Source organism: Rheinheimera pacifica (assembly GCF_024809855.1).
In the GTDB taxonomy this organism is placed as follows: domain Bacteria; phylum Pseudomonadota; class Gammaproteobacteria; order Enterobacterales; family Alteromonadaceae; genus Alishewanella; species Alishewanella pacifica_A.
In genome coordinates this window covers 398,538-423,657 of the sequence record NZ_JANUEM010000001.1, presented here as the reverse complement: position 1 = coordinate 423,657, position 25,120 = coordinate 398,538, and the positions used below count along the sequence as shown (strand labels likewise).

Here is a 25,120-nt window from a genome sequence, read left to right as displayed (position 1 = left end):
TTTACTGGTTAACATCATAGCGTTTTTATAACTTGTTACAACTTCGTAGCTGTGGTGGTTTGGCATCAGTTATACAACGGAGTAGTATTAAGCGGCGTAATAATAAGTAACCTTATCAGGATAACAACAATGAAAAAACTTACCTTGGCTGCCGCCTCTGTGGCGCTGGCACTTGGCCTTACGGCGTGTAACAAACAGGATACCACTCAAACCCAAAGCCAAACCCAGGGCGCAGCGGCAGTTGCGGCTAAAGCACCGCTGGTATCGGGTATTGATCAGCAATATTTTGATCCGGCGGTAAAGTTCAGTGAAGACTTCTTCCTGGCTGTTAATGGTAAATGGCTGGCTGAAACAGCTATTCCGGCCGACAAAGCCTCTTATGGCTCGTTTCATATTTTAAACGATAACTCACAGCAGGCAGTAAAGGCCATTATTGATGAAGTGTCGGCCCGGGCAGATCTAAAAGCCGGTTCAGACGAGCATAAGCTGGGCAGTTTTTACAACAGCTTTATGGATGAAGCCACCATTGAAAAGCTGGGCTTAAGCCCGCTACAACCGCAACTAGATGCTATTAAAGCAGTAACAGATAAAAAGCAGCTAGCCGCGCTTTTTGCCAGTTTGCAACGCGATGGCATAGCTATTCCGTTTGGCTGGTACGTTAATAACGATGCCAAAAACTCCAGTGAGTATGCGGTATATCTGGGCCAGGGCGGCCTGGGTTTGCCAGACCGTGATTACTATTTTAAAGATGATGAAGCCTCAGTAAATATTATTAACCAGTACAAAGCGTACTTAACCGATATGTTTACTCTGGCCGGTAACACTGATGCTGCAGCGGCGGCTGAGCGTGTGTATGCGCTGGAAAAAGCACTGGCAGAGCACCACTGGACCCGTCTGGAAAGCCGTAATGCCGATAAAACCTATAACAAAATGTCTGCCACTGAGCTTAACCGCAGCATGGGCAGCTTTGACTGGACCGCATTTGCCGAAGGCGTGAAGTTAGCCGGTGTATCAGACATTATTGTACGTCAGCCGAGCTACTTTGAAGGTTTTGCGAAGGTAGTACAAAGTGCAGATCTGCAAACCTGGCAGGATTACCTGACGATGCGTGCGATCAACAGTTACGCAGATAAATTAAGCAGCAACTTTGCAGACCGCCGTTTTGCATTCTATAGCACTACGTTGAGTGGTGTTGAAGAGCAGCAGCCACGCTGGAAACGCGCTGTAGATGCTTCGGATGAAGTGCTGGGCGAGCTGACAGGCAAGCTATATGTAGAGCGCCACTTTAAACCGGAAGCCAAAGCGCGGATGGAGCAACTGGTTGCTAACCTGATTAAAGCTTACGAAATATCCATTAAAGAACTGGAATGGATGACCGAAGAAACCAAAGTGGCTGCGCTGGAAAAACTCAGCACTTTTACACCTAAAATTGGTTATCCGGATAAATGGAAAGATTACTCAGCGCTGGAAATTAAAGCAGATGATTTAGTGGGTAACTTTATGCGCGCCAGCCACTGGGCGTATGATGACATGCTTAACAAGCTGGGTAAGCCAATCGATAAAGGCGAATGGTTTATGACACCGCAAACAGTCAATGCTTACTACAACCCGGTAAATAACGAAATTGTGTTCCCGGCTGCTATTTTGCAACCGCCTTTCTTTAATATGGAAGCGGATGACGCAGTGAACTATGGTGGTATTGGTGGCGTTATCGGTCATGAAATTGGCCATGGTTTTGACGACCAGGGCGCGAAATATGATGGCAACGGCAATTTACGTAACTGGTGGACAGAGCAGGACAAAGGCCAGTTTCAGGCACGTGGTGCCAAGTTAATTGGCCAGTACAACCGTTTTGAGCCTTTACCGGGCGTTAATGTAAACGGCGCAGTGGCACTGGGGGAAAATATCGGTGATTTAGGCGGCATGACGGTAGCGTTAAAAGCTTACCATTTATCACTGGAAGGTAAAGAGGCCCCGGTAATGGATGGTTTTACCGGCGACCAGCGTTTCTTCATCAGTTGGGCGCAGGTTTGGCGCACTAAGTTTCGTGAAGAAGCCTTACGCCGTCAGTTAAGCACCGGGCCGCACTCACCGGCGCATTACCGGGTAATTGGTGTGCTGCCGAATATTCCGGAATTTTATACTGCCTTTGATATTAAAGAAGGCGATAAGATGTATTTACCGCCGGAGCAGCGCGTTAAGATCTGGTAAGCCGTTATCCATTGGATAATATTTTTCTGCTACACTGCACAGGCTGAGTAGGTAACTGCTCGGCTTTTTTGTGTATTTGTAAGAAGTAACTGAGTTTAGATTGCCGGTTGCAATTCCCGCTCCGGCTAGGGATTCCAACCTCTATTATATAAGTAATGAGGTCTGACCACTATAATAAAGAATATATAACATCCGGTTTTATATTCACAGAATTTATACCCACTATAAGTTGGGTGGTTAACGGCCTGATGTCAATCTGGCCCGAATTTTCATATAATTACGCCCATTCATTTCAGTGAAATGACGCCGCAGTAGCAAGACTGCCGGCAACGACCAAGAGGATCATACTGTGCTACAACAATATCGCGAACATGTGGCCGAGCGCGCAGCGCAAGGTATCCCGCCAAAACCGCTCAATGCAGAGCAGGTAGCCGCCTTAGTTGAACTGTTAAAGAACCCGCCAAAAGGTGAAGAAGACACCTTAGTTGATTTACTGGTAAACCGCGTACCGCCGGGTGTAGACGAAGCCGCTTATGTAAAAGCCGGCTTTTTAGCTGCTGTTGCTAAAGGTGACGCCAGCTGCAGCCTGATCAGCGCCGAGCGTGCGACTGAACTGTTAGGCACTATGATGGGTGGTTACAATATTGAGCCACTGATCAGCCTGTTAGACGACGCTAAACTGGCACCTATCGCTGCCAAAGCACTGTCTCACACCTTATTAATTTTCGATGCGTTCCACGATGTGACTGAAAAAGCAGATGCTGGTAATGCACACGCTAAACAAGTACTGCAAAGCTGGGCGGATGCCGAATGGTTTGAAGCCAAACCCGCACTGGCAGAAAAAATTACTGTTACCGTATTTAAAGTATCAGGCGAAACCAACACTGACGATTTATCGCCAGCTCCGGATGCCTGGTCACGCCCGGACATTCCTCTGCACGCCTTAGCAATGTTGAAAAACAGCCGCGAAGGCATTAACCCGGATCAGCCAGGTACAGTAGGCCCGATTAAGCAACTGGACGAGCTGAACAAAAAAGGCTTCCCGCTGGCTTATGTAGGTGACGTAGTAGGTACCGGTTCATCACGTAAATCAGCTACTAACTCAGTACTGTGGTTTATGGGTGATGACATCCCGTTCGTGCCAAACAAGCGCGGTGGTGGTTTCGTATTAGGTGGCAAAATCGCGCCAATCTTCTTTAACACTATGGAAGACTCAGGCGCGTTACCGATTGAAGTTGATGTGTCTAAGCTGGAAATGGGCGATGTGATCGACATTCTGCCATTTGAAGGCAAAGTAGTTCGCCATGGCAGCAGCGAAGTGCTGGCTGAATTTAGCCTGGCTACCGACGTATTAATTGACGAAGTACGTGCCGGTGGCCGTATTCCATTAATTATCGGCCGTGGTTTAACTGACCGTGCACGTGAATTTTTAGGCCTTGGCCACTCTGACAAATTCCGCCGTCCGCAAGCCAAAGCCGATTCTGGCAAAGGCTTTACGCTGGCACAGAAAATGGTGGGTAAAGCTTGCGGTGTAAAAGGTGTGCGCCCTGGTACATACTGCGAACCACGCATGACTACAGTAGGCTCGCAGGATACTACCGGCCCGATGACGCGTGACGAGTTAAAAGACTTAGCCTGTTTAGGTTTCTCTGCCGATTTAACCATGCAGTCATTCTGTCACACTGCAGCTTATCCTAAACCGGTTGACGTTGACACGCACCACACACTGCCAGACTTTATTATGAACCGTGGCGGTGTATCGTTGCGTCCGGGCGATGGTATTATCCACAGCTGGTTAAACCGTATGTTGCTGCCTGATACCGTAGGTACCGGTGGTGACTCACACACCCGTTTCCCGATTGGTATTTCGTTCCCGGCCGGTTCTGGCCTGGTCGCCTTTGCTGCCGCTACCGGTGTAATGCCACTGGATATGCCAGAATCAGTATTAGTACGCTTTAAAGGCGAAATGCAACCTGGCATTACGCTGCGTGACTTAGTACATGCTATTCCTTATGTTGCCATTCAAAAAGGCTTATTAACCGTTGATAAGAAAGGCAAGAAGAACATTTTCTCCGGCCGTATTCTGGAAATTGAAGGCTTACCTAACTTAACAGTTGAGCAAGCGTTTGAACTGTCAGATGCTTCAGCAGAGCGTTCGGCGGCTGGTTGTACTATCAAGCTGTCAGATGCGTCTATTGCCGAGTATCTGGAATCAAACATTGTTATGCTTAAGTGGATGATTTCTGAAGGTTACGGTGATGTGCGCACTATTGAACGTCGTATTCAGGCAATGCAGGCGTGGCTGAAAGATCCTCAGCTGATGTCGGCCGATGCCGATGCAGAATACAGCGAAATTATTGAAATTGACCTGGCAGATATTAAAGAGCCGGTACTGTGTGCACCAAACGATCCGGATGATGCGCGCTTACTGTCTGATGTGGCTGGCGACAAGATCGACGAAGTGTTTATCGGTTCTTGTATGACCAACATCGGCCACTTCCGTGCAGCTGGTAAGTTACTGGATAAATACAAAGGCCAGCTGCCAACCCGTTTATGGATAGCGCCGCCAACCAAGATGGACCAGGCTCAACTGACCGAAGAAGGTTACTACAGCATTTTTGGTAAAGTGGGTGCCCGCACCGAAATGCCGGGTTGTTCACTATGTATGGGTAACCAGGCACGCGTAGCGGAAAACTCAACGGTAGTATCTACGTCTACGCGTAACTTCCCGAACCGTTTAGGTCAGGGCGCAGACGTATATTTAGCTTCAGCCGAGCTGGCAGCGGTAGCCTCTATTATCGGCCGCTTACCAACGGTAGCTGAGTATATGGACTACGCGAAGCAAATTGACGCTACTGCGGCCGATACTTACCGTTACCTGAATTTCCACCGTATGCCGCAATACACCAAAAAAGCGGATAACGTGATTATTCAGCAAGCGGTGTAATAACCCCTGCAATGCCCAAGGCCTGCTACTGCAGGCCTTTTTTCTGCTCGCTAATATAGCCATAGCAGCTACAATTTTATGACCATCAAAGCTATAAACGTTCGGCTGTAGCAACTTTGCGCAACCTTAGCGGGCCTGGATCTCTGACAGGGCGACACAGAGTGTCTGAGCCCTGCCGCAGGCAGTAGGGCGAGTTGCTGTGGCGAGCCTGACAGAGTATGCAGGCGCGCTCGCGCAAAGTTCCATCTACTACTTAAACATGGACCAGAAGTATGGAATACGACTTTATTTACGACCGCAATACACTGCAATTCAGCATCCGGCTTGCCGCCGAGCATGAAGTGCTGGGCCGCTTTTTACTGGACGAATTTGGCCAGCAGGCAGAGGCATATTTACCCCTGCTACAACAGTTGAGCGCGCTAAAACCACACCAGAGTATGCAGTATCAGGGCAAAGAGTTTTTGCTGGAGGTGGAAAACGGTGAAGTAACACTAAGCCACAATACCTTGTTTTACACCGGTACAGAGCCGTTACCGCAGCGCCAGCAAGATAAACTGGCCGATGATGATTTACAGCTGGATGAACAGGGCATGAGTACACAATGCGGGCTGGAAGATTTACTAAAACTGCTGCACGAATGGCAGCAGTTTCTGGCTGGCTGAACCTACGCTGAAACTGCACAGCGACAGGGAAAAAGCGCACTGTTATGGTGCGTTTTTTTTCGTCTGTGATAGCGGTTTTAATTTAAGTTTATGATAATTAATAAATTAATAAAATTGGCACAAGGTTTCCTTGTATAAGGTGCAATCGCCTTATAAAAGTAAAAAGGAAAACACCATGAAGCTTGTATGTGCCATCATCAAGCCGTTCAAACTGGACGATGTACGCGAAGCCATTGCTGACATTGGGGTAGAAGGTTTAACGGTAACAGAAGTAAAAGGTTTCGGCCGCCAGAAAGGGCACACCGAATTATATCGTGGTGCTGAGTATCAGGTCGACTTCCTGCCTAAGGTCAAACTGGAAATTGCTACGCTGGATGATCAGGTTGATCGCCTGATTGAAGCGATCCAGAAAGCCGCTTACACCGGCCGTATCGGCGACGGTAAAATTTTTGTTTATGACCTGGAGCAGGCAGTGCGTATCCGGACCGGTGAGTCTGACGCTGAAGCCATATAAGGAGCTGTTATCATGCAAGAGCAAATTTATCATTTACAGTATGCAATGGACACCTTTTACTTCCTGATCTGCGGGGTATTGGTGATGTGGATGGCGGCGGGCTTTTCTATGCTGGAAGCTGGCCTGGTACGGGCAAAAAACACCACTGAAATTCTGACGAAGAATGTGGCGTTGTATTCGATTGCCTGCATTATGTACCTGGTGTGCGGTTACGCCTTTATGTACGGCGGCGATTTTTTCTTAAGTGGTATTGGTGCGGTTGATGTTGACGCCACGCTAACCAGCTTTGCTGAGCGTGAAGATGGTTTCACTGGCGCAGCGGTGTACTCTACTGCTTCTGATTTCTTCTTCCAGGTGGTGTTTGTTGCTACTGCTATGTCTATTGTGTCTGGCGCAGTGGCCGAACGGATGAAACTGTGGGCCTTTCTGGCGTTTGCCGTAGTTATGACCGGTTTTATCTACCCGATGGAAGGTTCATGGACCTGGGGTGGCAATGCGGTATTTGGCTTATACACCTTAGGCGATTTAGGTTTCTCTGACTTTGCCGGTTCAGGCATAGTACATATGGCTGGTGCTTCTGCTGCTCTTGCCGGGGTGATATTGCTGGGAGCGCGTAAAGGCAAGTACAGCAAAGACGGTAAAGTGAATGCCATTCCGGGTGCCAATATGCCGCTGGCGACACTGGGTACTCTGGTGCTGTGGATGGGTTGGTTTGGCTTTAACGGTGGCTCGGTACTAAAGCTGGGCGATATCAGTAATGCCAATGCAGTAGCAGTAGTATTTCTTAACACTAATGCGGCGGCCGCTGCTGGGGCGATATCAGCACTGGCGCTGTCGGTAGTGTTATTCCGTAAAGCAGATTTAACCATGGCATTAAACGGTGCTCTGGCCGGCTTAGTGGCGATTACGGCTGAACCTTCTACACCAACAGCACTGCAGGCAACCTTATTTGGTGCTATCGGTGGTGTATTGGTGGTAGCGTCTATTATCGGTCTGGATAAGCTGAAAATTGATGATCCGGTAGGTGCTATCTCTGTACACGGTACTGTAGGTATTTACGGTTTATTACTGGTGCCGTTAACTAACAGCGACAGCACTTTCCTTGGCCAACTGGTTGGCGGTGCTACCATCTTTGTCTGGGTATTTGGTTGCAGCCTGATTGTTTGGTATGTACTTAAACTGGTTGTAGGCATCCGCGTAAGCGAAGAAGCCGAGTATGAAGGCGTTGATGCCTCAGAGTGTGGAATTGAAGCCTACCCTGAGTTTGTAGCGTCGGTAAAGTAAGCAGCCTGGGAAGAGTTGGTGGAACTTCCTGGGAGCTAGTGAGCGATGCGTTACCAACCGGTAGCGCAACCGCGAACTGAACGTCACCACCAAACTACGTCTATCCTTGTCCTTTGTCTTTTTATCTGACACCCCGTGCTTTTTAGCGCGGGGTTTTTTATTGGCAGAGAAATCGCAGCTAATAAAAAAGCACCGCAGGCGGTGCTTTAAACGAACATTTAAAAATTAACGCGGCTTTTTGCGCCGGCCGGCGAAAGCTAATAAAGCAAAGGCAAATAATGACAGGCTGGCAGGGGCTGAAACCTGTGTAGTATTTGAGGTTTTAGTGGTTAAACCACTAAATTTCAGGTTGTCATTACCGGCAGTTAAGCCACCGCCAAAATACTGGTTGTAAGCACCAATCAGCCAGTAACTGGCGCTGGTACCTGCTGTGGTTTTAGCCTGGTTTGCGCCGCTGTCCAAAGCATAATACTGATTCAACGGTGATGAACCGACATTTGAAAAACTGGATGATGACAAGGCATACCCCGAAACCTGGCTCCAGCGTGTCATGGCGGTGCCGCCTTCAAACGGGTTGCTGTCAAATGCTGCGATAGAAATATCAGAGTCGGTCATGTAATTGGAAATACTGATGCCGGACAGCTCAACATCCTGATCAAATGACAACAAAATAAATTCATAACGCCCGACATTGTCTGTCCAGTGTGCTTCACCTCTGGAGTTAAATACCAGCGTACCCCACTGACTTAACCACAGTTCACTTTGAAAAATATTTTCATCGTTGTAGGCAGCCCAGGCAGTCATTGTCACCGACATAGTACTGTCGTTGTCATTAAGCTTGATGTTGTTGGGCACTATATTGCGGTTCAGGCTACTGACTCCGCCGCTACCGACAAAATCCCAGGTTTGGGTAGCTGCGAAACTGGTGCTGCTAAGTACAAGCAAGCTGGCAACAAGTAACTTTTCCATAGTGATGGCCTTACTCCGATGAACTGATGCCGCCCGGACGCTGTTTTGTCCATTCAGCCGGGCATCCTTATTAATGGCTGCGATGATGCAAAAAAAATACCATAAGATATAATTGTCTATAAATCATATTGTTGCATCTTGGTTGGTGTTTTGTTTGCTACAGCGCTGTAAATCTTTCTGACAAAAATGTCTGCGTACCAGTGCTTATTTTAATGACTTTTATTGCTAATTACAGCAACTGGTTTTTATTAGTACTACAGCTGCAGCTGTTTAGCATGCGGTACATTAAGCTGCTGGTGGCTGACGATAACCAGCAGGCCGTTGCGTTGGTGCGCCAGCAAGGCGTTAAGCATATGCGCTGTGGTTGCAGGGTCCAGGCCGGCAAAAGGCTCGTCCAGCAGTAATACCGGCCGTTGTGTTAACAGCAAACGTGCCAGAGCAAGGCGCCTGGCCTGGCCGCCAGATACTGCGGCACCGTATTCACCGATAACCGTATCTAACTGCTGCGGCTGGCTTTGGGCCCAGTTGCTTAGCGCAACATCACCCAGCACCTGCCATAGCATGGCATCGGTTGCATCTGGCGCGGCTAAGCGGAGGTTTTGCGCCAGGGTTAAATCAAATAAATCTGTTTGCTGCGGCAGGTAGGCCAGAGTATTGCTGAGCTGCCATTCATCATAGAGCAAGCTGTTTAGGGTAATGTCGCCGCAAAAAACCAGCTGATTAGCCAGTGCCTGCAATAAAGTGGTTTTACCGCTGCCGGAGGCTCCACTTATAAGCAGCACTTCACCGCTTTGCAGGGTAAAGCTAACCTGCGACGGGCCAACTAACGCACCGCTCTGGCGCGCCGATAAACGGTTTACATTCAGGCTAAACGGGGCGGCCGGTTCTGGTTTATTAAGCGGTGTTGGCGCACTGACATCCGTTAACCGGTTTAACCGGTCGCGGGCGGCGCTGCTAAGGCCCAGTGCAATAAAACTCTGGCATAGCGGCAACAATACTTCATACAGCGCCCACAGTGCCAACATGGCAGCCAGCAGCAGCGGCACGCTGAGTAAGTTAGCGGCCACCAGCGCATTACCCTGCCACAACAGTGCCAACAGGCTTAATGCCAGCAGGCTTTGCTGTAACAAAGCCGTGCGGCTGATTAACTGTTGCTGGCGCAATTGTAAATTCAGACAGGCCTGATCCTGCACACTAAACTGGCTGATGTTATCCGGCCAGCGCTGCCACAGTAGTAACGATGTCAGCATAGATAGCGGCTCCAGCAATAGCCTGCGCCGTTGTGTGCTGGCGTCGGTATCCTGCAGTGCCAGCGCTTTGGCGTGGCGCACGCTAAGTAGTGGTAACGCCAGTGCCAGTAGCAGGCAGGGCGCGGCAGCAAACAGTAGCGGTGGTGCCAGCAAATACCAGAACAGCAGCACCAGTAAGGTTAAACTGCAGGCCCAAAGCCAGGGCGCGACAACTTTTAGTGGAAACTGATCGAGTAAATCAATATCACCAACCAGATGTTGCAGCGTATCTGCCGAATGATGGTTATTGTGCTGCTGTTGTGCCAGAGCGCTAAAGCTGTGTACGCGTAAATCTTTTAACAAGCTAAGGGCGGCATAGTGCGAGGTTAAACGCTCGGCATAGCGCCCGGCTGTACGGCCAATGGCGCACAGGCGGATAATCGCCGCCGGGCGGAAATAATCAAAACCATAAGCGCCAACACTTGCCAGCCCAGCCAGCGCGGCGGCACTGATAAACCAGCCGGATAATGCTAATAAGGTTGCTGCAGCCAGTAAAGTAGCCAGCCCAAGCAAGAGTGCCAGCAACCAGGCCTTGCTGCGGCTTTGCAGCAGGCTGCGTAAACGAATACTGCGTTCTGGCGCTGGCAGATTCTCAGGCTTGAACATACTGCGCTCCTTCAACAGGGTTAACTGCCGGGTTAATTGCGGGGTTGGACAGCCGCATTATGTTGTCCAGCCAGCCCAGGCCATGTAGCTGGTGGCTAACAATAATCAGCGTTTTACCCTGGCTCAGCGTGCCTATCAGTTGGTGTAAACGATAAGCCGTAGCGCCGTCTAAATGCGCGGTGGGCTCGTCCAGCAGCCAGACTTTAGCGTCCCGCAATAACAACTGCGCCAGCGCCAGCCGTTGTAGCTGGCCGCCTGACAAACCCCTGCCACGCTCGCCCAGCACAGTATTAAGGCCAAGCGGTAATTGTTGTATTAACGGCCACAGCTCTACCTGTTGCAGTGCAGTTATCAGTTGTTGATCTGTGGCATCAGGTGCGGCCAGGCGCAGGTTAGCGGCAATGCTGGCCGCAGCAATACTGCTGTACTGCGCCATATAGCCCAGTTGCTGCTGCCAGTGGTTGCGCTCAAGCCGGGTTAGCGGATGCCGGTTGATCAGAATATCACCCTGATACGGCACAAAGCCCAGCAATGCGTGCAACAGGCTGGATTTACCACAGCCACTTGGCCCCTGTAGCGCGATGCGCCCGCCACTGTTTATGCTTAAGCTAACCGGTGCCAGTCGCTGGCGCTGCCCGGCAGTTAAAATATGCAGTTGCTGCAGCTCGATATCCGGTGCACTGTTTAGGGTTAGCTGTTGTGTGCCGGGGTGTTGCCAGGCCTGGCGCTGTAAAATGGGGCTTAGCCCGTCAATTGCGGCTTCGGCCTGTGCTTTGGCGTGGTAATCGCTGCCAAGCTGGCGCAGCGGTGCGTAAAACTCCGGCGCCAGCAGCAAAATAAACAAGGCCCCCTGGTACGGCACCGGTATAACTTCTTTGGCCCAGGGTAAAATACCCAGCAGCCCAAGGCCCAAATACAATGCCAGCAAGGCAATAGCCAGTGCCGAGAAAAACTCCAGCACCGCGGAGGATAAAAAAGCTAATTTCAGTACATTCATACTGCTGTCGCGGTAGCGCCCGGCCGCATTGGCTACCGATTGCCCAGCGCGTTCAGTAGCCTGCAACTGCTGCAAGGTAGCCATGCCACGCACTAAATCAAGAAAACGGCCGCTCATGCGGCTAAGCTGTTGCAGCTGGCGCTGGCTGGCTGTGGCCGCAGCATTGCCCAGTAAGATCATAAATAGCGGTACCAGCGGCGCGGTAATTAATAAAATAACTGCTGCCAGCGGGCTGTAAACAAAGGTGGCAGCAACCAGCAGTAACGGTGTGATCAGTACCAGATAACGTTGGACATAATAGCGGCTTATAAAACCATCCAGCGCATCAACCTGCTCCAGCAGCTTGCTGCTTAAGCTGCCATCGTTACCGTACTGGTTTTTAGCCGGGCCGGCGTCAGCCAGTTTTGCCAGCAACTGCACACGTAAGCTGCTGCGGATATGCTGGCTGGCTTGTAAACTAAGTTGTTCACGCCAGTATTGCAGTGCAGGCCGCCCCAGCAGGCAAAGCACCAGCCAGGGCAGGCTGTTAAGCAGTTGGTCGCTGTTAACCGGCAGGCCTTGCTGGCTGGTAATAAGCCAACCGGCAAACAGGCTGGCCAGTAAATAACATTGCAAAATAAACAGCAGGCTGGCGCTTACGGCTAACAGCAGGGCGCTGTTAAGCCGTATACGCTGGCTTTGCAGCAGTATTGCCAGCTGCTGTGCCGGTTGGCCTGAGCTAGTCAGCTTGGATGTCCTCGCCTTCGTAGCCTTTAAACTCCAGCCACATGGCATTGATAATGCCAAATGAGCAGGCCATTAATACGCCTAAAATCCAGGCAAAATACCACATAATTTGCTCCTTCTATCAACTGAAGATCAGTACAGTGAGTGGCTGTTATCACGGATATGCTGCTCGTTTAAGCGCCCGCGCATGACAAAGTAACTCCAGGCGGTATACGCCAGGATCAGTGGTACAAAGATGCAGGCCACCACAAACATGATCATCAGCGTACTTTCACTGGCGGTGGCGTCCCACATGGTCAGGCTGTGTGCCGGTGTGCTGCTGGACGGCATAACAAAGGGGAACATACTAACGCCTGCTGTCAGCACAACCATGGCAATGGCCAGTGACGAGCTGATAAACGCAGTAATATGGCGCTGTGTTTTACTGGCCATCGCGCAAGCCACAAAGCCTGCTACGCCAAGCACCGGTGCCAGCCACAGCAACGGCCATCTGGCATAGTTGCTAAACCAGGCTCCGGCGCTTATCAATACGGTTTTATCGGTAGTACGGTTGGCACCGTTGGTGTCAATAAGGCTGGTAACGCTATAACCATCTACTGCCAGAAACAGCCAGACACCGGCCAGTACAAAGATAGCCGAGCAAACCAGTGCCAGTACTGCTGACAGGTTTTCACTACGTGCTTTTAGCTCGGCTTCGGTTTTCAGCTGCAGGTAAGTGGCGCCGTGGTTTAGTATCATCAACAGGCTTAATATGCCGGCCAGTAAGGCAAAGGGGTTAAGTAATGCCCAGAAACTACCGGTATAATGCAGGCGCAAAATATCATCAAAGTAAAAGGGTACGCCTTGTAACAGGTTGCCGAAGGCCACACCGAAAATCAGCGCCGGTATGGCAGAGCCTGCGGTAAGTGCCCAGTCCCAGCGGCTGCGCCATGTTTCGCTGTCAATTTTAGCGCGGTATTCAAAACCGATAGGGCGTAAAAACAGCGCAAACAGCGTTAACATTAAAGCGATGTAAAAGCCACTGAATGAGGCGGCATATACTGTGGGCCAGGCGGCGAATAAGGCACCGCCAGCCGTAATTAACCATACCTGGTTACCGTCCCAGTGCGGCGCTATGGCATTGATCATAACACGGCGCTCGTCGTTGTTTTTGCCCAGCACTTTTAACAAAGCCGCCACGCCCATATCAAAACCGTCGGTTACTACAAAGCCAATCAGTAACACGCCAATCAACAACCACCAGATAAACCTTAGTGCTTCGTAATCCATGTTATGCCTCCTTCACGTTAGCGGGGCTTTCTAAATCATATTTGCCGGTATGCAGGGCTGAGGGCCCGAGCCTGGCGTATTTAGTCATCAGCCACATTTCGATAATAACGAAGATGGTATACAGCACCACTATGGCGCCAAGGCTGAACCAGATATCGCTGACACTAAGCTGCGATACCGCTAAATGCGTGGGCAGTATTTCACCTATGGCCCAGGGCTGGCGGCCGTATTCTGCGACAAACCAGCCGGCTTCGCAGGCAATCCACGGCAGTGGCAGGCTGAACAGGGCAAATTTAAGCAGCCAGCGCGGTTTATCGACTGTGCGTTTGGCGCTGTGCCAGAAAGCCGCAGCAAACAGCACCAGCATAGACACGCCGCACGCTACCATAATGCGAAAGCTCCAAAACAACGGCCAGACTTTAGGTATGGAATCTTCCACCGCCTGAGCAATATGCTCGGCTGTGGCATTGGCAACGTCATCGGTGTAGGCAGTTAACAGCATGCCGTAGCCTAAATCAGCGCTGACTTCATTAAAGCGGTTAATCGTAGCGGGCGATTTATCGCCGGCGCGATATTGCGTCATCAGCACATAAGCTTCCTGGCCGCGAATAATGCGCTCAAGGTGTTTTTCTTTCAGTTCACTTAAGCCTGCTACTTCTTCTGTTACCGAGCGGGTAGCAATAAGACCAAGCACAGCCGGAATTTTCAGGGCGTAGTCGGTGGTTTGTGTTTGCTCGTTCGGTAAGCCAAATACTGTAAACGCAGCTGGTGCCGGGTGGGTATGCCATTCGGCCTCGACAGCGGCCAGTTTGACTTTTTGCACATCGCCAAGCTCATAGCCTGATTCATCACCCAGCACTATTACCGATAGCGCACTGGCCAGGCCAAAGGCTGAAGCAATAGCAAAGCTGCGCCGGGCAAAGGGTAAATCGCGGCCTTTAAGCAGATACCAGCTGGAAATGGCCAGCACAAATACTGCGCCGGTAACATAACCGGCCGACACCGTATGTACAAACTTAACCTGAGCCACCGGGTTAAAAATAACCTCGCTAAAGCTGGTAAGTTCCATGCGCATAGTGTCGATGTTAAATACCGAGCCTACCGGGTGCTGCATCCAGCCATTGGCAACCAGGATCCAAAGCGCTGATAAATTGCTGGCTAACGCCATTAGCCAGGTTACTGCTAAATGTTTTTCTTTGCTTAATCTGTCCCAACCAAAGAAAAATAAGCCGATTAGGGTAGATTCAAGAAAAAATGCCATCAGCGCTTCTATGGCCAGCGGCGCACCGAAAATGTCGCCGACATAGTGCGAATAGTAAGACCAGTTAGTACCAAACTGGAATTCCATGGCAATACCGGTGGTAACGCCAAGCGCAAAGTTAATGCCAAATAACTTACCCCAGAATTTAGTCATATCACGGTAAATGGTTTTACCGGTCATCACATAAACCGATTCCATAATAGCCAGTAAAAAAGCCATACCAAGAGTAAGAGGAACAAACAGGAAGTGGATCATTGCCGTAAAGGCGAACTGAAGTCGGGACAGGTCTACAATATCCATCTGCATACTCCGCGTGCGCAGGTTAATGTTAGGCAGTACCTATAAAGTAGTACAGCCATAGCACTATACAAGGGCAGGCAGCCAGCGCTTATGCGCTGGATCAAGCTTTTGTGACTCTACATTAGAATGTTTTAATGTTTCAGCGTTTGCGGGCTAAGAAAGTGTCTACTGCTTTGTTGGATGCCGCCAGTTTTTTGCGGCCTTGCGGACAGGTTTGTGTTAGCAAAATAAACAGGGTGTCGATCACCAGTTCCTGTGCATTACGCGCCAGAATAGACGACAAGCGCGCTGAGCTTTCGTCGGCCACGGTATATAAATTCAGCCCGGCCAGCCGGGCAATATTATTAGCACCATAAGCGGTAACACTGATAATTTGCACGCCGTTGCTGGCCGCCTGCTCGGTAATTTTTACGCTGTCGGCGGTTTCACCTGATTCACTCAGTACTACCAGCACATCTTCGGCAGTGTAGTTGGCAATATTAGCCAGTTGCACATGGGTATCGGTTTCAGCCAGCGCCGCCATACCGAGTTTCTGCAGCTTGTATGAGAAATCTTTTGCCACTAAAGCCGAGCCGCCCTTGCCACATAGCAGCACCCGTTTGGCATTACGCAGCATTAAAGCGGCCTGCTCATAGCTGGTTTGTGAGTTAATAGCATGGGTTTTATTCAGCACATTAATTTTGCTGGCCAGTAGTTTCTGACTCATGGTGCTGAAGGTATCGTCCAGTGAAATTTCGCCGTGCAGCTTGTCGGCGCTGGCTGGCAATACCTGATGATGCAGGCTGTCGGTAATGGCAAATTTAAAATCCGGGTAACCTTTGTAACCCAGCTTTTGGGTAAAGCGCACTACACTGGCCTGGCTGATGCCGACAGCTTTGGCCAGCATTTGTGATGGCATGTCACGGATATGATCCGGGTTAGCCAGAATATATTCTGCCAGTTGCTGTTCTGCACGTGGAAATTTTTCGCGCAGGGCATGAATTTTATCGAGTACAGACATCCGGTATTCCTGTTTTCAGCCTGATTGGCTCAGTAGAGTAAAACGGTTTTAACCAGCAGCTTATTATGATAGGAGGAAATTGAAAAGCCCGGCCTGCAATACAGGCCGGGAAACACCGTGTCCGGGATTAGAACGCGGGTTTGTAACGCAGTGAAATACCTATAGTGCGGCCCAGAACTGAGTAGTCACTTACAGTATTAAAATGGTTGGCGCCAGAGAACGGCAATGGCGGATCTTTATCCAGCAGGTTATCAATACCGGCAGTCAGGCTTAGCTCGTCAGTAGCCTGCCATGATGCAGATAAGTCGATATAGTTTTGTGCGCCAATGCTGATACTGCGATTGGCAGCACTTTCTACTTCGCCAATACGACGCCAGCCCAGCTGTACGCCCAGAGTGTCCAGGTTCCAGTCCAGTGTCATACGGTGTTTGTAGTCTGCCTGCAGTACGCTGGCAAAGTCGCCGGAGCAAGCACTGCCAAAGGTGCCTTTACAATCAATGGCTGGCAAAGTGGCGTTATCCTGCCGGGTTTGTTTGGTAATAATGGTGCCCTGATAAGCCAGCTTCATACTGCCACCCATTACTGCCGGGGCGTCGAAACGGTAATTAACGGCCAGGTCAACGCCGTCCTGCTTAACAGCTGCCAGGTTAAAGTCGTTTACAATAGCGGTGCTGATTAAACCGGTTTGTGGGTCGCGTAGTACGGCGTCACACAAGGGGTTACCGGCAACCGGGTTGTCGATATAACAGTTTTTCAGCGCAGCCGCAGGCTGGATCTGGCTTACCGCATCGGTAATTTCAATGGTGTAGTAATCCAGTGTTACATCAAACCCTTTCAGGTAAGACGGGGTATACACCAGGCCCAGTGTAGATGACACGGCCTGCTCTGGCTTAATGTTAGGGTTACCACCATAGGTATAACTGGCAGTAGAGGCATCAAACGGTGTTCCCGCCGGTGCGGCACCATAGCGGGCGCACTGCTCGGCATTACCGGTACCCAGTAAACATGGATCACCGTCAAAACGGCCGGCAAAGCGCGGTACAAACTGCTCGCTGGTTTGATCAAATAATGCCAGTGACAGTGCCGTGATTGGGCTGGCAAATTCACCTAAGTTAGGCGCCCTAAACGCCGTCTGGCGGCTGGCACGAATACGTACATCACTGTTTATTGCCCAGTTAATGCCCAGTTTCCAGGTGTTTTCAGCGTCGGTGTTTGAGTACTCAGAAATACGGTAAGCGCCTTCAAAGTCAAGCTGATCGGCAAAAGCGGTGTCAAACAGTAATGGTACCAGCACTTCGGCATACACTTCTTTACTGTCGAAGCTGGCGTCCATGTCAAATACAGCCGCTGATGAGAAGCTGGTGCCGTTACGAAACGCATCGCCCGGCGTTTGTTTGCCGGTTTCTTTGCGGTATTCATAGCCCAGCGCATAGCTGACTGTACCGGCCGGTAATTCAAATAACGGTGCTGAATCGCCTGAAATGGTAGCAGCCATTACGCTTTGTGTGCGCTCACGGTTGGCAAACAACAGCGGCACGCTAAACGAGCTTAAATCCAGTTGCGGATCAAAAATATCTACTGTGTTGGCCAATGCACCAAAACGGCTTACACCGCTATTGTTGTTGCGGTAGGCATTGTTGTAAATGCTGGAAGTTTCATCAGTAACACCATACTGGGCGTAAACGTCGTAGCTTAAGCTATCGGTTATTATGCCTTTTAAACCCAACTGGAACTGGCTGGATTCGCGCACCGCTTCAGTGTACTGGACACCCAGGCCCAGGTTACGCTCTACATTTACCAGCGCATTACCATTGGCGTCGAAGCTGATTAAATCACGCACTGCCGCAGGAATATAAGGGTTATCAGCTGTTAAGGTAACCTGTTCGTTAACTGAAATGGGGGTTTGGCCAGCAGAACCGGCACCGGTTACTTTTACTTTGGCATACATGCCACGGCCATACAGCTCAACGTAGTCGTTAAATTCGGTGTTAAAGAATAAACCGGCAGATAAACGGTCCATTGGCTGGGTAAGGTAGCGCTGATCAGTAATATTTACTGTGTTACGGCCTGTGGTAACGCCGCCGTTATCGTCAATACCAAAGCTGTTGCCGCTGGCAACGTCGGTATAAAAACCGCCGCTGTTAATAATACTGCCGCTGTTTTGCAGCGCCCAGCTACGTTCGCCGGCCAGCAGGGCTTTGCGTTCAGAATAGCCGACATAGCCGGTAATATGACCACGGCCATTGGCAATATCGCCACCAAACACGGCTTCAGTGTTCATTTTCTCACCGCCACCATCGGCGGTTTCATAACTGGCCGACAGCTCAACGCCATCAAACTTGTCGTCCATAATAAAGTTTACTACGCCTGCTACTGCATCGGCACCGTATACGGCAGCTGCACCACCGGTTAATACGTCTACCCGCTTAATTAAACCGGCCGGAATAATGTTAACATCTACCGAGTTACGAAAGCTGAAAGGCACGGCACGGGTACCGTTAATCAGCACCAGAGTACGGTTTTGGCCCAGGCTGCGTAAGTCGATGGTTGATGAGCCTAAAGAGTCACCTACTGTGGCGCCGGTAGCATTGGCTCCTGCTGCTGCCTGCGGCAGTTTAGCGGTAATGTCTTCAACGTTAACGGCGCGGTCCAGCTGAATTTGCACTTCATCTACCGAAGCTACCGGGCTTGATGCAACCAGTTCAGTACGGGCGATACGCGAACCGGTGATAGTGATCACTTCAGTTTTTGCGGCGGTTTCATCCGTTTGTTGAGCCAGAGTTATTTGGCTAAATAGTGCCAGGTTTACTGCCAAAGCCAGTTTTGAAGCCTGGCGCAGTCTGTAACCGGCGGTTTTGCTGCTAAGGTAAGACGCCATCTGTGTATACTCCCAGTTGCTATAGCTAGAATATCGGGTTTAAATTTATGAATTTTTTATACATTGGTGACTAGCTTTCGGTGAATATATACCTCAAAGCGAAATTTTATGCAATTTTATTTAGTATGAATCTTGGTGTTGCTGGATAAATTATTCATGCTACAGTTTGCAACAGTAGTTTTGTTTCAGCCTCAACAGGAAAACAGATGCACGCACATATTCAGAATTTATTTAATATTGCCGCCAAACCCAGCCGTAAAGTTATCGGCCTGATGAGCGGCACCTCACTTGACGGCCTGGATGTAGCCCTGTGTGAACTAAGCGGCGATGGTCTCAATACCCGCATTAACTTACTGCAGTTCACCACGGTAGATTACGATGCTGACTATAAGCAGCGGGTAAAGGCGGTGTTTTCCAAACGTGAAGTAGACTTGCAGGCCGTAACGCTGTTAAACCCATGGATTGGGCTGGAGCACGGCCGCATGATTAACCAATGCCTGACGCAGTGGCAACTGACAGCCGCTGATGTTGACGTAATAGCCAGCCATGGCCAAACCATTTTTCACTGCCCCAAACGCCAGCATAATCTGGCTGATTACGGCAACGCCACGCTGCAAATTGGCGATGGCGATCATCTGGCAATGGCCACCGGTATTATTACTTTGAGTGATTTTAGGCAAAAACATATTGCTGCAGGCGGCGAAGGCGCGCCGTTAGCGGTGTATGGCGACTACTTACTGTTTAGCAGCAACAGCGAAAACCGCATTATGCTGAATATTGGTGGTATCGCTAACTTTACCTGGCTGCCACAAACGCTGGACGCCGAAGCAGTATTTAGCAGTGATATTGGCCCCGGCAATACGATGATGGATGCGTTTATTCAACAACATTATCCGGGTAAGTATTTTGATGAGAACTCGCTGTTAGCCAAGGCTGGTAAAGTTAGTGAGCCTTTACTGGGGGCCTTAAAGCAAGATCCATTCTTTGCGCTGGGCTTTCCTAAAACCACCGGGCCGGAAGTATTTAACCTGGCCTATCTTGCTAAGGCACAGCTGGCAAGTGGCACAGAGCAGTTAAGCCATGCCGATATTATGGCCACGCTAAATTGCTTTAGCGCCGATATGATTATCAGTGCTATTAAGCAAACCACTGAAAAGCTGGAGCAATTTGTTATTTACGCCAGTGGTGGTGGTATTCACAACCCGTTGTTAATGACGCAAATTCAGGCGGCATTGCCGGGCGTAAGCATTAAAACCACTCATGACTTAGGCATCAACCCTGACGCGAAAGAGGCAGTATTATTTGCCGTACTGGCGAATGAATGTTTAGTTGGCGGCAAGCAGAAATTCAGCAACGCCCGTGAGGGTATACCGGGCGTTACTATGGGTAAGGTGAGTTTTGCTGATTAGGGCCCTGTGCGGGCCCACGCTATGCCGGTTAAGTTAATACTGACGGTTACGGCGGTTATCGCGTACCAGCCACCAGATCAGGTAGCCAACAATAATAACCGGCAATAGCGTAACCACTAATGAGATACCTACGCCAAGAATAGCGCCGAAAACGCCGATCACAATGGCAAAAATGGTTGCAGCTGTTGCCAGTAACGTAGGCAGGCAGTAAATACCTACAACAACTAATAAGATAATAACCAGTGTTCTGTTCATAGTGTTGATCCTTTTGATGTTAAACATGCGGTGTTTTATCATTAAGCAATCAAGTGTTATGCCAGTATTTTTATATTTTAAAATCAGTTGGTTAGGCATGTTCTGCGGAGATGCTGCAAACTTGCAGCCAATGTTTTAGTGGTTTTCGCTAATAGTTAGTAAGAATGCAAAAAGTGATGTTGCAGCAGGGCTTTTGGATAAATCAGATTAGGGCAAGCAGCAACCTTGCCCTTTTATTTTAGTATTCCCACCAGCAGTCTTGCCACCAGTCTAAAAACTCGGCGAAGTCGATATAGCCGTTATTATTGGTGTCGATAAGCTTAAAGCCTTCTTCAACATGACTGACTTTGGTCTTAGGGGCTAGCGCTGTAAGCAGTTCGATAAACTCGGTTAATTCAATGCGGCCATTGCCGTCACGGTCAAAAAAATCAAAGTTGCTTTTTATTTCTGCAATTTGTGCTTCAGACAAATTTTCTGTATTCACGGGTATAACCTTGTTTGTTAATAAAAATAGCGCTTCAGTGTACTGCGCAGCGAAATGCCTGTCTATGTCGTAAGGCTTGACTGTTTACACAGAAACGCAGCGGCAAGATAGCTGAAAGTGGCTAAGTAGCCAGAGAGTTACAACCCGGTGCCTGTTAAGCACCGGGCCTCTATATTACAGCGACTTCAAGAAGGTCAGCAGGGCTTCGCGATCTTCAGTGGGTAAATTAACAAAGCGGTTTTTAATCACTTCAGCTTCGCCGCCGTGCCATAAAATGGCCTCGGTTAACGTGCGGGCGCGGCTGTCATGTAAATAACCTACCGGCGTGCCTGCCGCTACGTATTCGGTGTAGCCAATACCCCATAAAGCCGGTGTACGCCACAGGTTACCACTGGCTAAGCCTTCGGCGAAATTATCTGCCAGCTCTTCGCCCATATCATGCAGCAGCATGTTGGTATAAGGCCGGATAGTTTGGTTGCGTACTTCGTCAAATGGCGAGCGGGCGCTGGTTTGCACTTCGCTGATATGGCAGGCATTGCAGCGAATGGCTGTGAATACCTGCTCACCCTGGGCTATTTTGGCAGGCTCAACATCCAAATACGCCATCGGCGATACGCCTTTAGGGAAACCACTAACCAGGCTGCGCTGTGCCGGTACGGCCAACAGGTGCAGATATTCTGTCATTAATTGCAGTGCTTCATCTGGTAAGCCGGGCTCTGTGCCACTGGCGGCGTCACAGTGTTTTGCCCCGGCCAGACAGTCGCGGTTCGGGTAAATAGATGACGTTACAGACATATCCAGCAGGGCAGCGTTAGCGACCTGGTGACGCAGGCTAACTTTACCGGCTTTCCAGCCATAGCGGCCTAAACGCACATCGCCGGTTTCCGGATCGTAAGCATAGTTGGCAGTGCCAAGAACACCATCAGCATCGGGTGTGGTGCGTACCCGCGCTAGAATGGTGTCGTCGTCAATGGCTTCAAGCAGGCCCATACCTATTAATGGCTGCGCCGAGCGCACGGAATAGGCTTCCGGTACCGGGCCCTCAAAGGCTATTTCCGGTTTACGCAGTTCTACTACAGTACCATCGGCCAGTTGTACATTCTTTGTGGTAAAACCGGCAACTACAGCAGCGTTACCCCAGTTTTGCACCGCGCCCGTTGTGGTTGAGCGCGCATTCATTTGCATTGCCTGGCCGTATATAGGGTGTGGCAGGTAATTACCGTTAGCGTCGGTGCCGGTGGCGCCGGTGCGTATTGCCATAGTATCAAGCCGTTGGTTTACTACTGTTGGGGCAACGCTGCGGCCATTGCTAACGTGGCAGTTAAAACAGGATGACTGGTTAAAGCGCGGCCCTTGCAGGAAACGGCCTGCATCATTGCGGTCATTGCCATCTTCGTTATGCTCGCCGGTCCATAAATTAGTGTGTAACCAACGGCGGCCTTCCATAAAGCGTTGTATATTTTGCATGCCAATATTGTTATGTGGCTGCTGAAATATAAAAGTGGCATTGTCGGCATAATCGTATGATACCGAGCCGAGGCCGCCTTGCAGAGTGCTGTCAGGCAGTGGTTGGTTCATTAACCGCGGTTGTACGCCATACCAGGGGCGTAAGCCCTGGCCCATGACATAGGTGAGCTCATTGGTGTAGTAACGAAAGCCGCCGTTATCGCCAATGGCATCCATCACTTCGCGGGTAGAGAAAAACGACCCGGTAAACTCAATAATATCGCCTTTTTTCAGCGACCGTGCGGATACGTTATTACCGTTTGGCACCATTACGCCATCGGCATTGGCTGAGAGGGCTCTGTGGCCGGGGTAGGTGTCAAATACTACGCTACAGCCATCATTTGCACCAATTACGCCACCGTAACCGCTGTTGGGGTTTAGCAACAGGCCATTGGCTGGTTTAGGCACTACCGGGCAGGGCGCGCCGTCGCTCAGGTAGGTAGAGTTATCCAGCAAACGGCCAGGGCTCATCCAGCCAAAACCGGTAACGTTGGGTTCGTCAAAACGGCGCACAAAAGAGTGGCCACCGCCTTTTTGCGCTTGCAAATAATACTGATTAACAATAATCCGTGGCGCGGTAACGCCAGCGACATTGCTGTTATCAATAAATTCGACGCCCCAGGTGCGGTTTTTAAAGTAGTTAGCAATAAAGTTTAAATGTGCACCGGGGCCTTTATCTGCTGGGTTACCCTGGGCATCGACAGTTTCGTTCAGGCCAAAACCAATTTCGTTCCACTCTTCGCCGCGTTCACGGGCATGGCGTGAGCGCCCAACCATACCAAAGCGCGTTACCAGGGTGCCGTCGGCTAAGGTAAAGCGCACACTTTCAACCGGTTGCGCCGGGGCAGGCAATGGCTGGCGACCGCTGCCGCTCAACGGGTAAGGTACATAGGACGTATCCAGCAGTGGCATGGAGTTGTCGTTGCCCGGGGTTCTGAATTCGACTTCAAATAATGAATAACCATACTGAGTGTGGCGCTTAATGCCCTGCAGGCGAACATAGCGGGCATCAATATTCAGATTAAAAAACTCCTCAGTGCGGCCCTGAGCGCCGGTGATATAGCGCAGTTGGTACCAGTTTTGGCCATCGTCAGAAATATAAATGGCATATTCTTCAGCGTAGGCATTTTCCCAGTGCAGCTTCATATAGCCTATGGCGGTTTTGGCACCAAAATCAAACTGTAACCAGGCGTTATCGGCATCGGCTATACCATTGCTCCAGGCGCTTTCCCAGCGGCTGTTTAAATCACCATCAATGGCTTTATCTGCAGTGTTATTGCCATTTTCGTCGCCGGACGAGCTGGCAGATACGGCAAGTACCGGCACTGCAGCAGCGCTTTTGTTATAAGCTGCTGATAACCTGAGCTCCGCCGGTGGTGGTGATAACGATGGGGCACCTGGTTTGGGTAGCGGTTTAACGTCTGCACTGGGCGCAGCTTCAAGTTCTGGCTCGGGTAGGCCGTCTGCAGGCGGTTGCGTTTCTGTTGGCGGTGGTGTGGCAACCGGAGGCGTTACTACCGGTGGAGTAGCTACCGGCGGTGTACTATCTGCACTGTCACCGCCACCACAGCCTGACACCGCTAATGCCAGCGAAGACACAAGCAACCAGGCAGGCACAGTAAGCCTGTTGCTGGCTGGTTTAACGCAAGACCCTAGGTCCATACCAAATACTCCACAATAAATACAAAAATCAGGGTGTTTCTAAGTTTAGCGACTACAAAGCTGTTAATCATGAGTTAGTAGCATAGTATTTTGTGTAATTAATTGTTTATTACCAGGCTGGTGTGACCTGATGACATTAATTTAAATACCGGGCTTAAACTGTACTGCTTTGCTTTCATTTTAATTTGCTCTGTACTGCTTATTTTGTAAGGCACTGTGTATATTTTCTGCCACGCGCCCGCGTTACTGTGGTGACTTAACGCAAGCAGACAGGAACAAGCAGCATGGAGTTATTCTGGACCTTAGTATTTTTTGCTTTTGCCACCAGCATTACACCCGGGCCGAATAATATTATGATTATGTCGTCCGGCGTTAATTATGGCGTGCAAAAAAGCCTGGCCCATCTGGCCGGTATTCAGCTGGGTTTTTTACTGATGTTGCTGGCAGTGGGGTTGGGAGCTGGGCTGATCTTGCAGCAACAACCGTTATTGCACCAGCTAATAAAATTAGTGGGTTCGGTATATTTGCTGTATCTGGCGTGGAAAATTGCCAGTGCTGAGCCAAAGCAAATAGAAACGGGTAATAGTAAACCGCTGAGTTTTACCCAGGCGTTGCTGTTTCAGTGGGTAAATGCCAAAGCCTGGGTCATGATTACCGGTGCTATTGCAGCTTTTACCAGCTTGCAGGGGGTGTACTGGCAGCAATTAGTGCTGATTGCACTGGTATTTTTGCTGGTGGGGTTGCCCTGTACCATTAGCTGGCTGATGTTCGGCGCCGGTTTAAAGCGCTTACTAACTGCACCAGAGCAGCGGCGCTGGTTTAACCGGGCCATGGGCGTTCTGCTGGCATTATCGGTACTGCCACCGTTGTGGCAGGCATTGCAGTGGTAAG

The 25,120-nt window shown here is 50.0% G+C and carries 17 protein-coding genes; 7 read left to right on the top strand and 10 right to left on the bottom strand.

Features of this window, described 5'->3' with window-relative positions; translation table 11 throughout:
* Nucleotides 1-129: 129 nt before the first annotated feature.
* The 5 genes from M2404_RS01950 (at nucleotide 130) to M2404_RS01930 (ending at nucleotide 7,618) form a co-directional block, all read left to right on the top strand.
* On the top strand, nucleotides 130-2,211 hold the full coding sequence (locus M2404_RS01950) for a M13 family metallopeptidase (RefSeq protein ID WP_259237942.1): 2,082 nt from the start codon (nucleotides 130-132) through the stop codon (nucleotides 2,209-2,211).
* A 349-nt stretch (nucleotides 2,212-2,560) separates the two neighbouring features.
* Nucleotides 2,561-5,158, top strand: a complete 2,598-nt coding sequence (acnB, locus tag M2404_RS01945; RefSeq protein ID WP_259237940.1) for a bifunctional aconitate hydratase 2/2-methylisocitrate dehydratase — start codon at nucleotides 2,561-2,563, stop codon at nucleotides 5,156-5,158.
* Between the two features lie 272 nt (nucleotides 5,159-5,430).
* Nucleotides 5,431-5,820: a YacL family protein gene (locus tag M2404_RS01940; protein ID WP_259237939.1), complete on the top strand. Its 390-nt coding sequence runs from the start codon at nucleotides 5,431-5,433 to the stop codon at nucleotides 5,818-5,820.
* Between the two features lie 175 nt (nucleotides 5,821-5,995).
* A complete protein-coding gene (gene glnK, locus M2404_RS01935) occupies nucleotides 5,996-6,334 on the top strand; it encodes a P-II family nitrogen regulator (protein WP_027672351.1) in 339 nt (112 codons plus the stop codon).
* A gap of 12 nt (nucleotides 6,335-6,346) precedes the next feature.
* Nucleotides 6,347-7,618 carry an ammonium transporter gene (locus M2404_RS01930; protein WP_259237937.1) on the top strand — a complete coding sequence of 424 codons (1,272 nt, stop codon included), beginning with the start codon at nucleotides 6,347-6,349 and terminating at the stop codon, nucleotides 7,616-7,618.
* A 225-nt stretch (nucleotides 7,619-7,843) separates the two neighbouring features.
* On the opposite strand, the gene xdp1 is transcribed toward M2404_RS01930, so the two are convergent.
* The 7 genes from xdp1 to M2404_RS01890 form a co-directional block, all read right to left on the bottom strand.
* Nucleotides 7,844-8,587 carry an exosortase-dependent surface protein XDP1 gene (gene xdp1 / locus M2404_RS01925; protein WP_259237935.1) on the bottom strand — a complete coding sequence of 248 codons (744 nt, stop codon included), beginning with the start codon at nucleotides 8,585-8,587 and terminating at the stop codon, nucleotides 7,844-7,846.
* A gap of 254 nt (nucleotides 8,588-8,841) precedes the next feature.
* Nucleotides 8,842-10,482: an ATP-binding cassette domain-containing protein gene (locus tag M2404_RS01920; RefSeq protein WP_259237933.1), complete on the bottom strand. Its 1,641-nt coding sequence runs from the start codon at nucleotides 10,480-10,482 to the stop codon at nucleotides 8,842-8,844.
* A complete protein-coding gene (cydD, locus tag M2404_RS01915; protein ID WP_473091805.1) occupies nucleotides 10,469-12,253 on the bottom strand; it encodes a thiol reductant ABC exporter subunit CydD in 1,785 nt (594 codons plus the stop codon). The genes M2404_RS01920 and cydD overlap by 14 nt, the downstream gene beginning before the upstream one ends.
* Nucleotides 12,254-12,337: 84 nt before the next feature.
* Nucleotides 12,338-13,474: a cytochrome d ubiquinol oxidase subunit II gene (cydB, locus tag M2404_RS01905; RefSeq protein WP_259237930.1), complete on the bottom strand. Its 1,137-nt coding sequence runs from the start codon at nucleotides 13,472-13,474 to the stop codon at nucleotides 12,338-12,340.
* A 1-nt stretch (nucleotide 13,475) separates the two neighbouring features.
* Entirely contained in the window at nucleotides 13,476-15,035 is a 1,560-nt protein-coding gene (locus M2404_RS01900) for a cytochrome ubiquinol oxidase subunit I (RefSeq protein ID WP_259237929.1), read from the bottom strand.
* Nucleotides 15,036-15,174: 139 nt separating this feature from the next.
* Nucleotides 15,175-16,035, bottom strand: a complete 861-nt coding sequence (locus M2404_RS01895; RefSeq protein ID WP_215396724.1) for a MurR/RpiR family transcriptional regulator — start codon at nucleotides 16,033-16,035, stop codon at nucleotides 15,175-15,177.
* Between the two features lie 127 nt (nucleotides 16,036-16,162).
* Nucleotides 16,163-18,913: a TonB-dependent receptor domain-containing protein gene (locus tag M2404_RS01890; RefSeq protein WP_259237927.1), complete on the bottom strand. Its 2,751-nt coding sequence runs from the start codon at nucleotides 18,911-18,913 to the stop codon at nucleotides 16,163-16,165.
* A gap of 206 nt (nucleotides 18,914-19,119) precedes the next feature.
* Here M2404_RS01890 and M2404_RS01885 point away from each other — a divergent pair, with 206 nt between their 5' ends.
* On the top strand, nucleotides 19,120-20,322 hold the full coding sequence (locus tag M2404_RS01885) for an anhydro-N-acetylmuramic acid kinase (protein ID WP_259237925.1): 1,203 nt from the start codon (nucleotides 19,120-19,122) through the stop codon (nucleotides 20,320-20,322).
* Between the two features lie 33 nt (nucleotides 20,323-20,355).
* On the opposite strand, the gene M2404_RS01880 is transcribed toward M2404_RS01885, so the two are convergent.
* The 3 genes from M2404_RS01880 to M2404_RS01870 form a co-directional block, all read right to left on the bottom strand.
* A complete protein-coding gene (locus tag M2404_RS01880; protein ID WP_259237922.1) occupies nucleotides 20,356-20,577 on the bottom strand; it encodes a hypothetical protein in 222 nt (73 codons plus the stop codon).
* A 238-nt stretch (nucleotides 20,578-20,815) separates the two neighbouring features.
* The gene (locus tag M2404_RS01875; RefSeq protein ID WP_259237921.1) at nucleotides 20,816-21,061 is read right to left on the bottom strand and encodes an EF-hand domain-containing protein; all 246 of its coding nucleotides are present in this window, start codon (nucleotides 21,059-21,061) and stop codon (nucleotides 20,816-20,818) included.
* A 174-nt stretch (nucleotides 21,062-21,235) separates the two neighbouring features.
* The gene (locus tag M2404_RS01870) at nucleotides 21,236-24,229 is read right to left on the bottom strand and encodes a di-heme oxidoredictase family protein (RefSeq protein WP_259237920.1); all 2,994 of its coding nucleotides are present in this window, start codon (nucleotides 24,227-24,229) and stop codon (nucleotides 21,236-21,238) included.
* A 284-nt stretch (nucleotides 24,230-24,513) separates the two neighbouring features.
* Here M2404_RS01870 and M2404_RS01865 point away from each other — a divergent pair, with 284 nt between their 5' ends.
* Complete coding sequence (locus M2404_RS01865; protein ID WP_259237919.1) at nucleotides 24,514-25,119, top strand: LysE family translocator; 606 nt, start codon at nucleotides 24,514-24,516, stop codon at nucleotides 25,117-25,119.
* The last annotated feature ends 1 nt before the right edge of the window (nucleotide 25,120 follow it).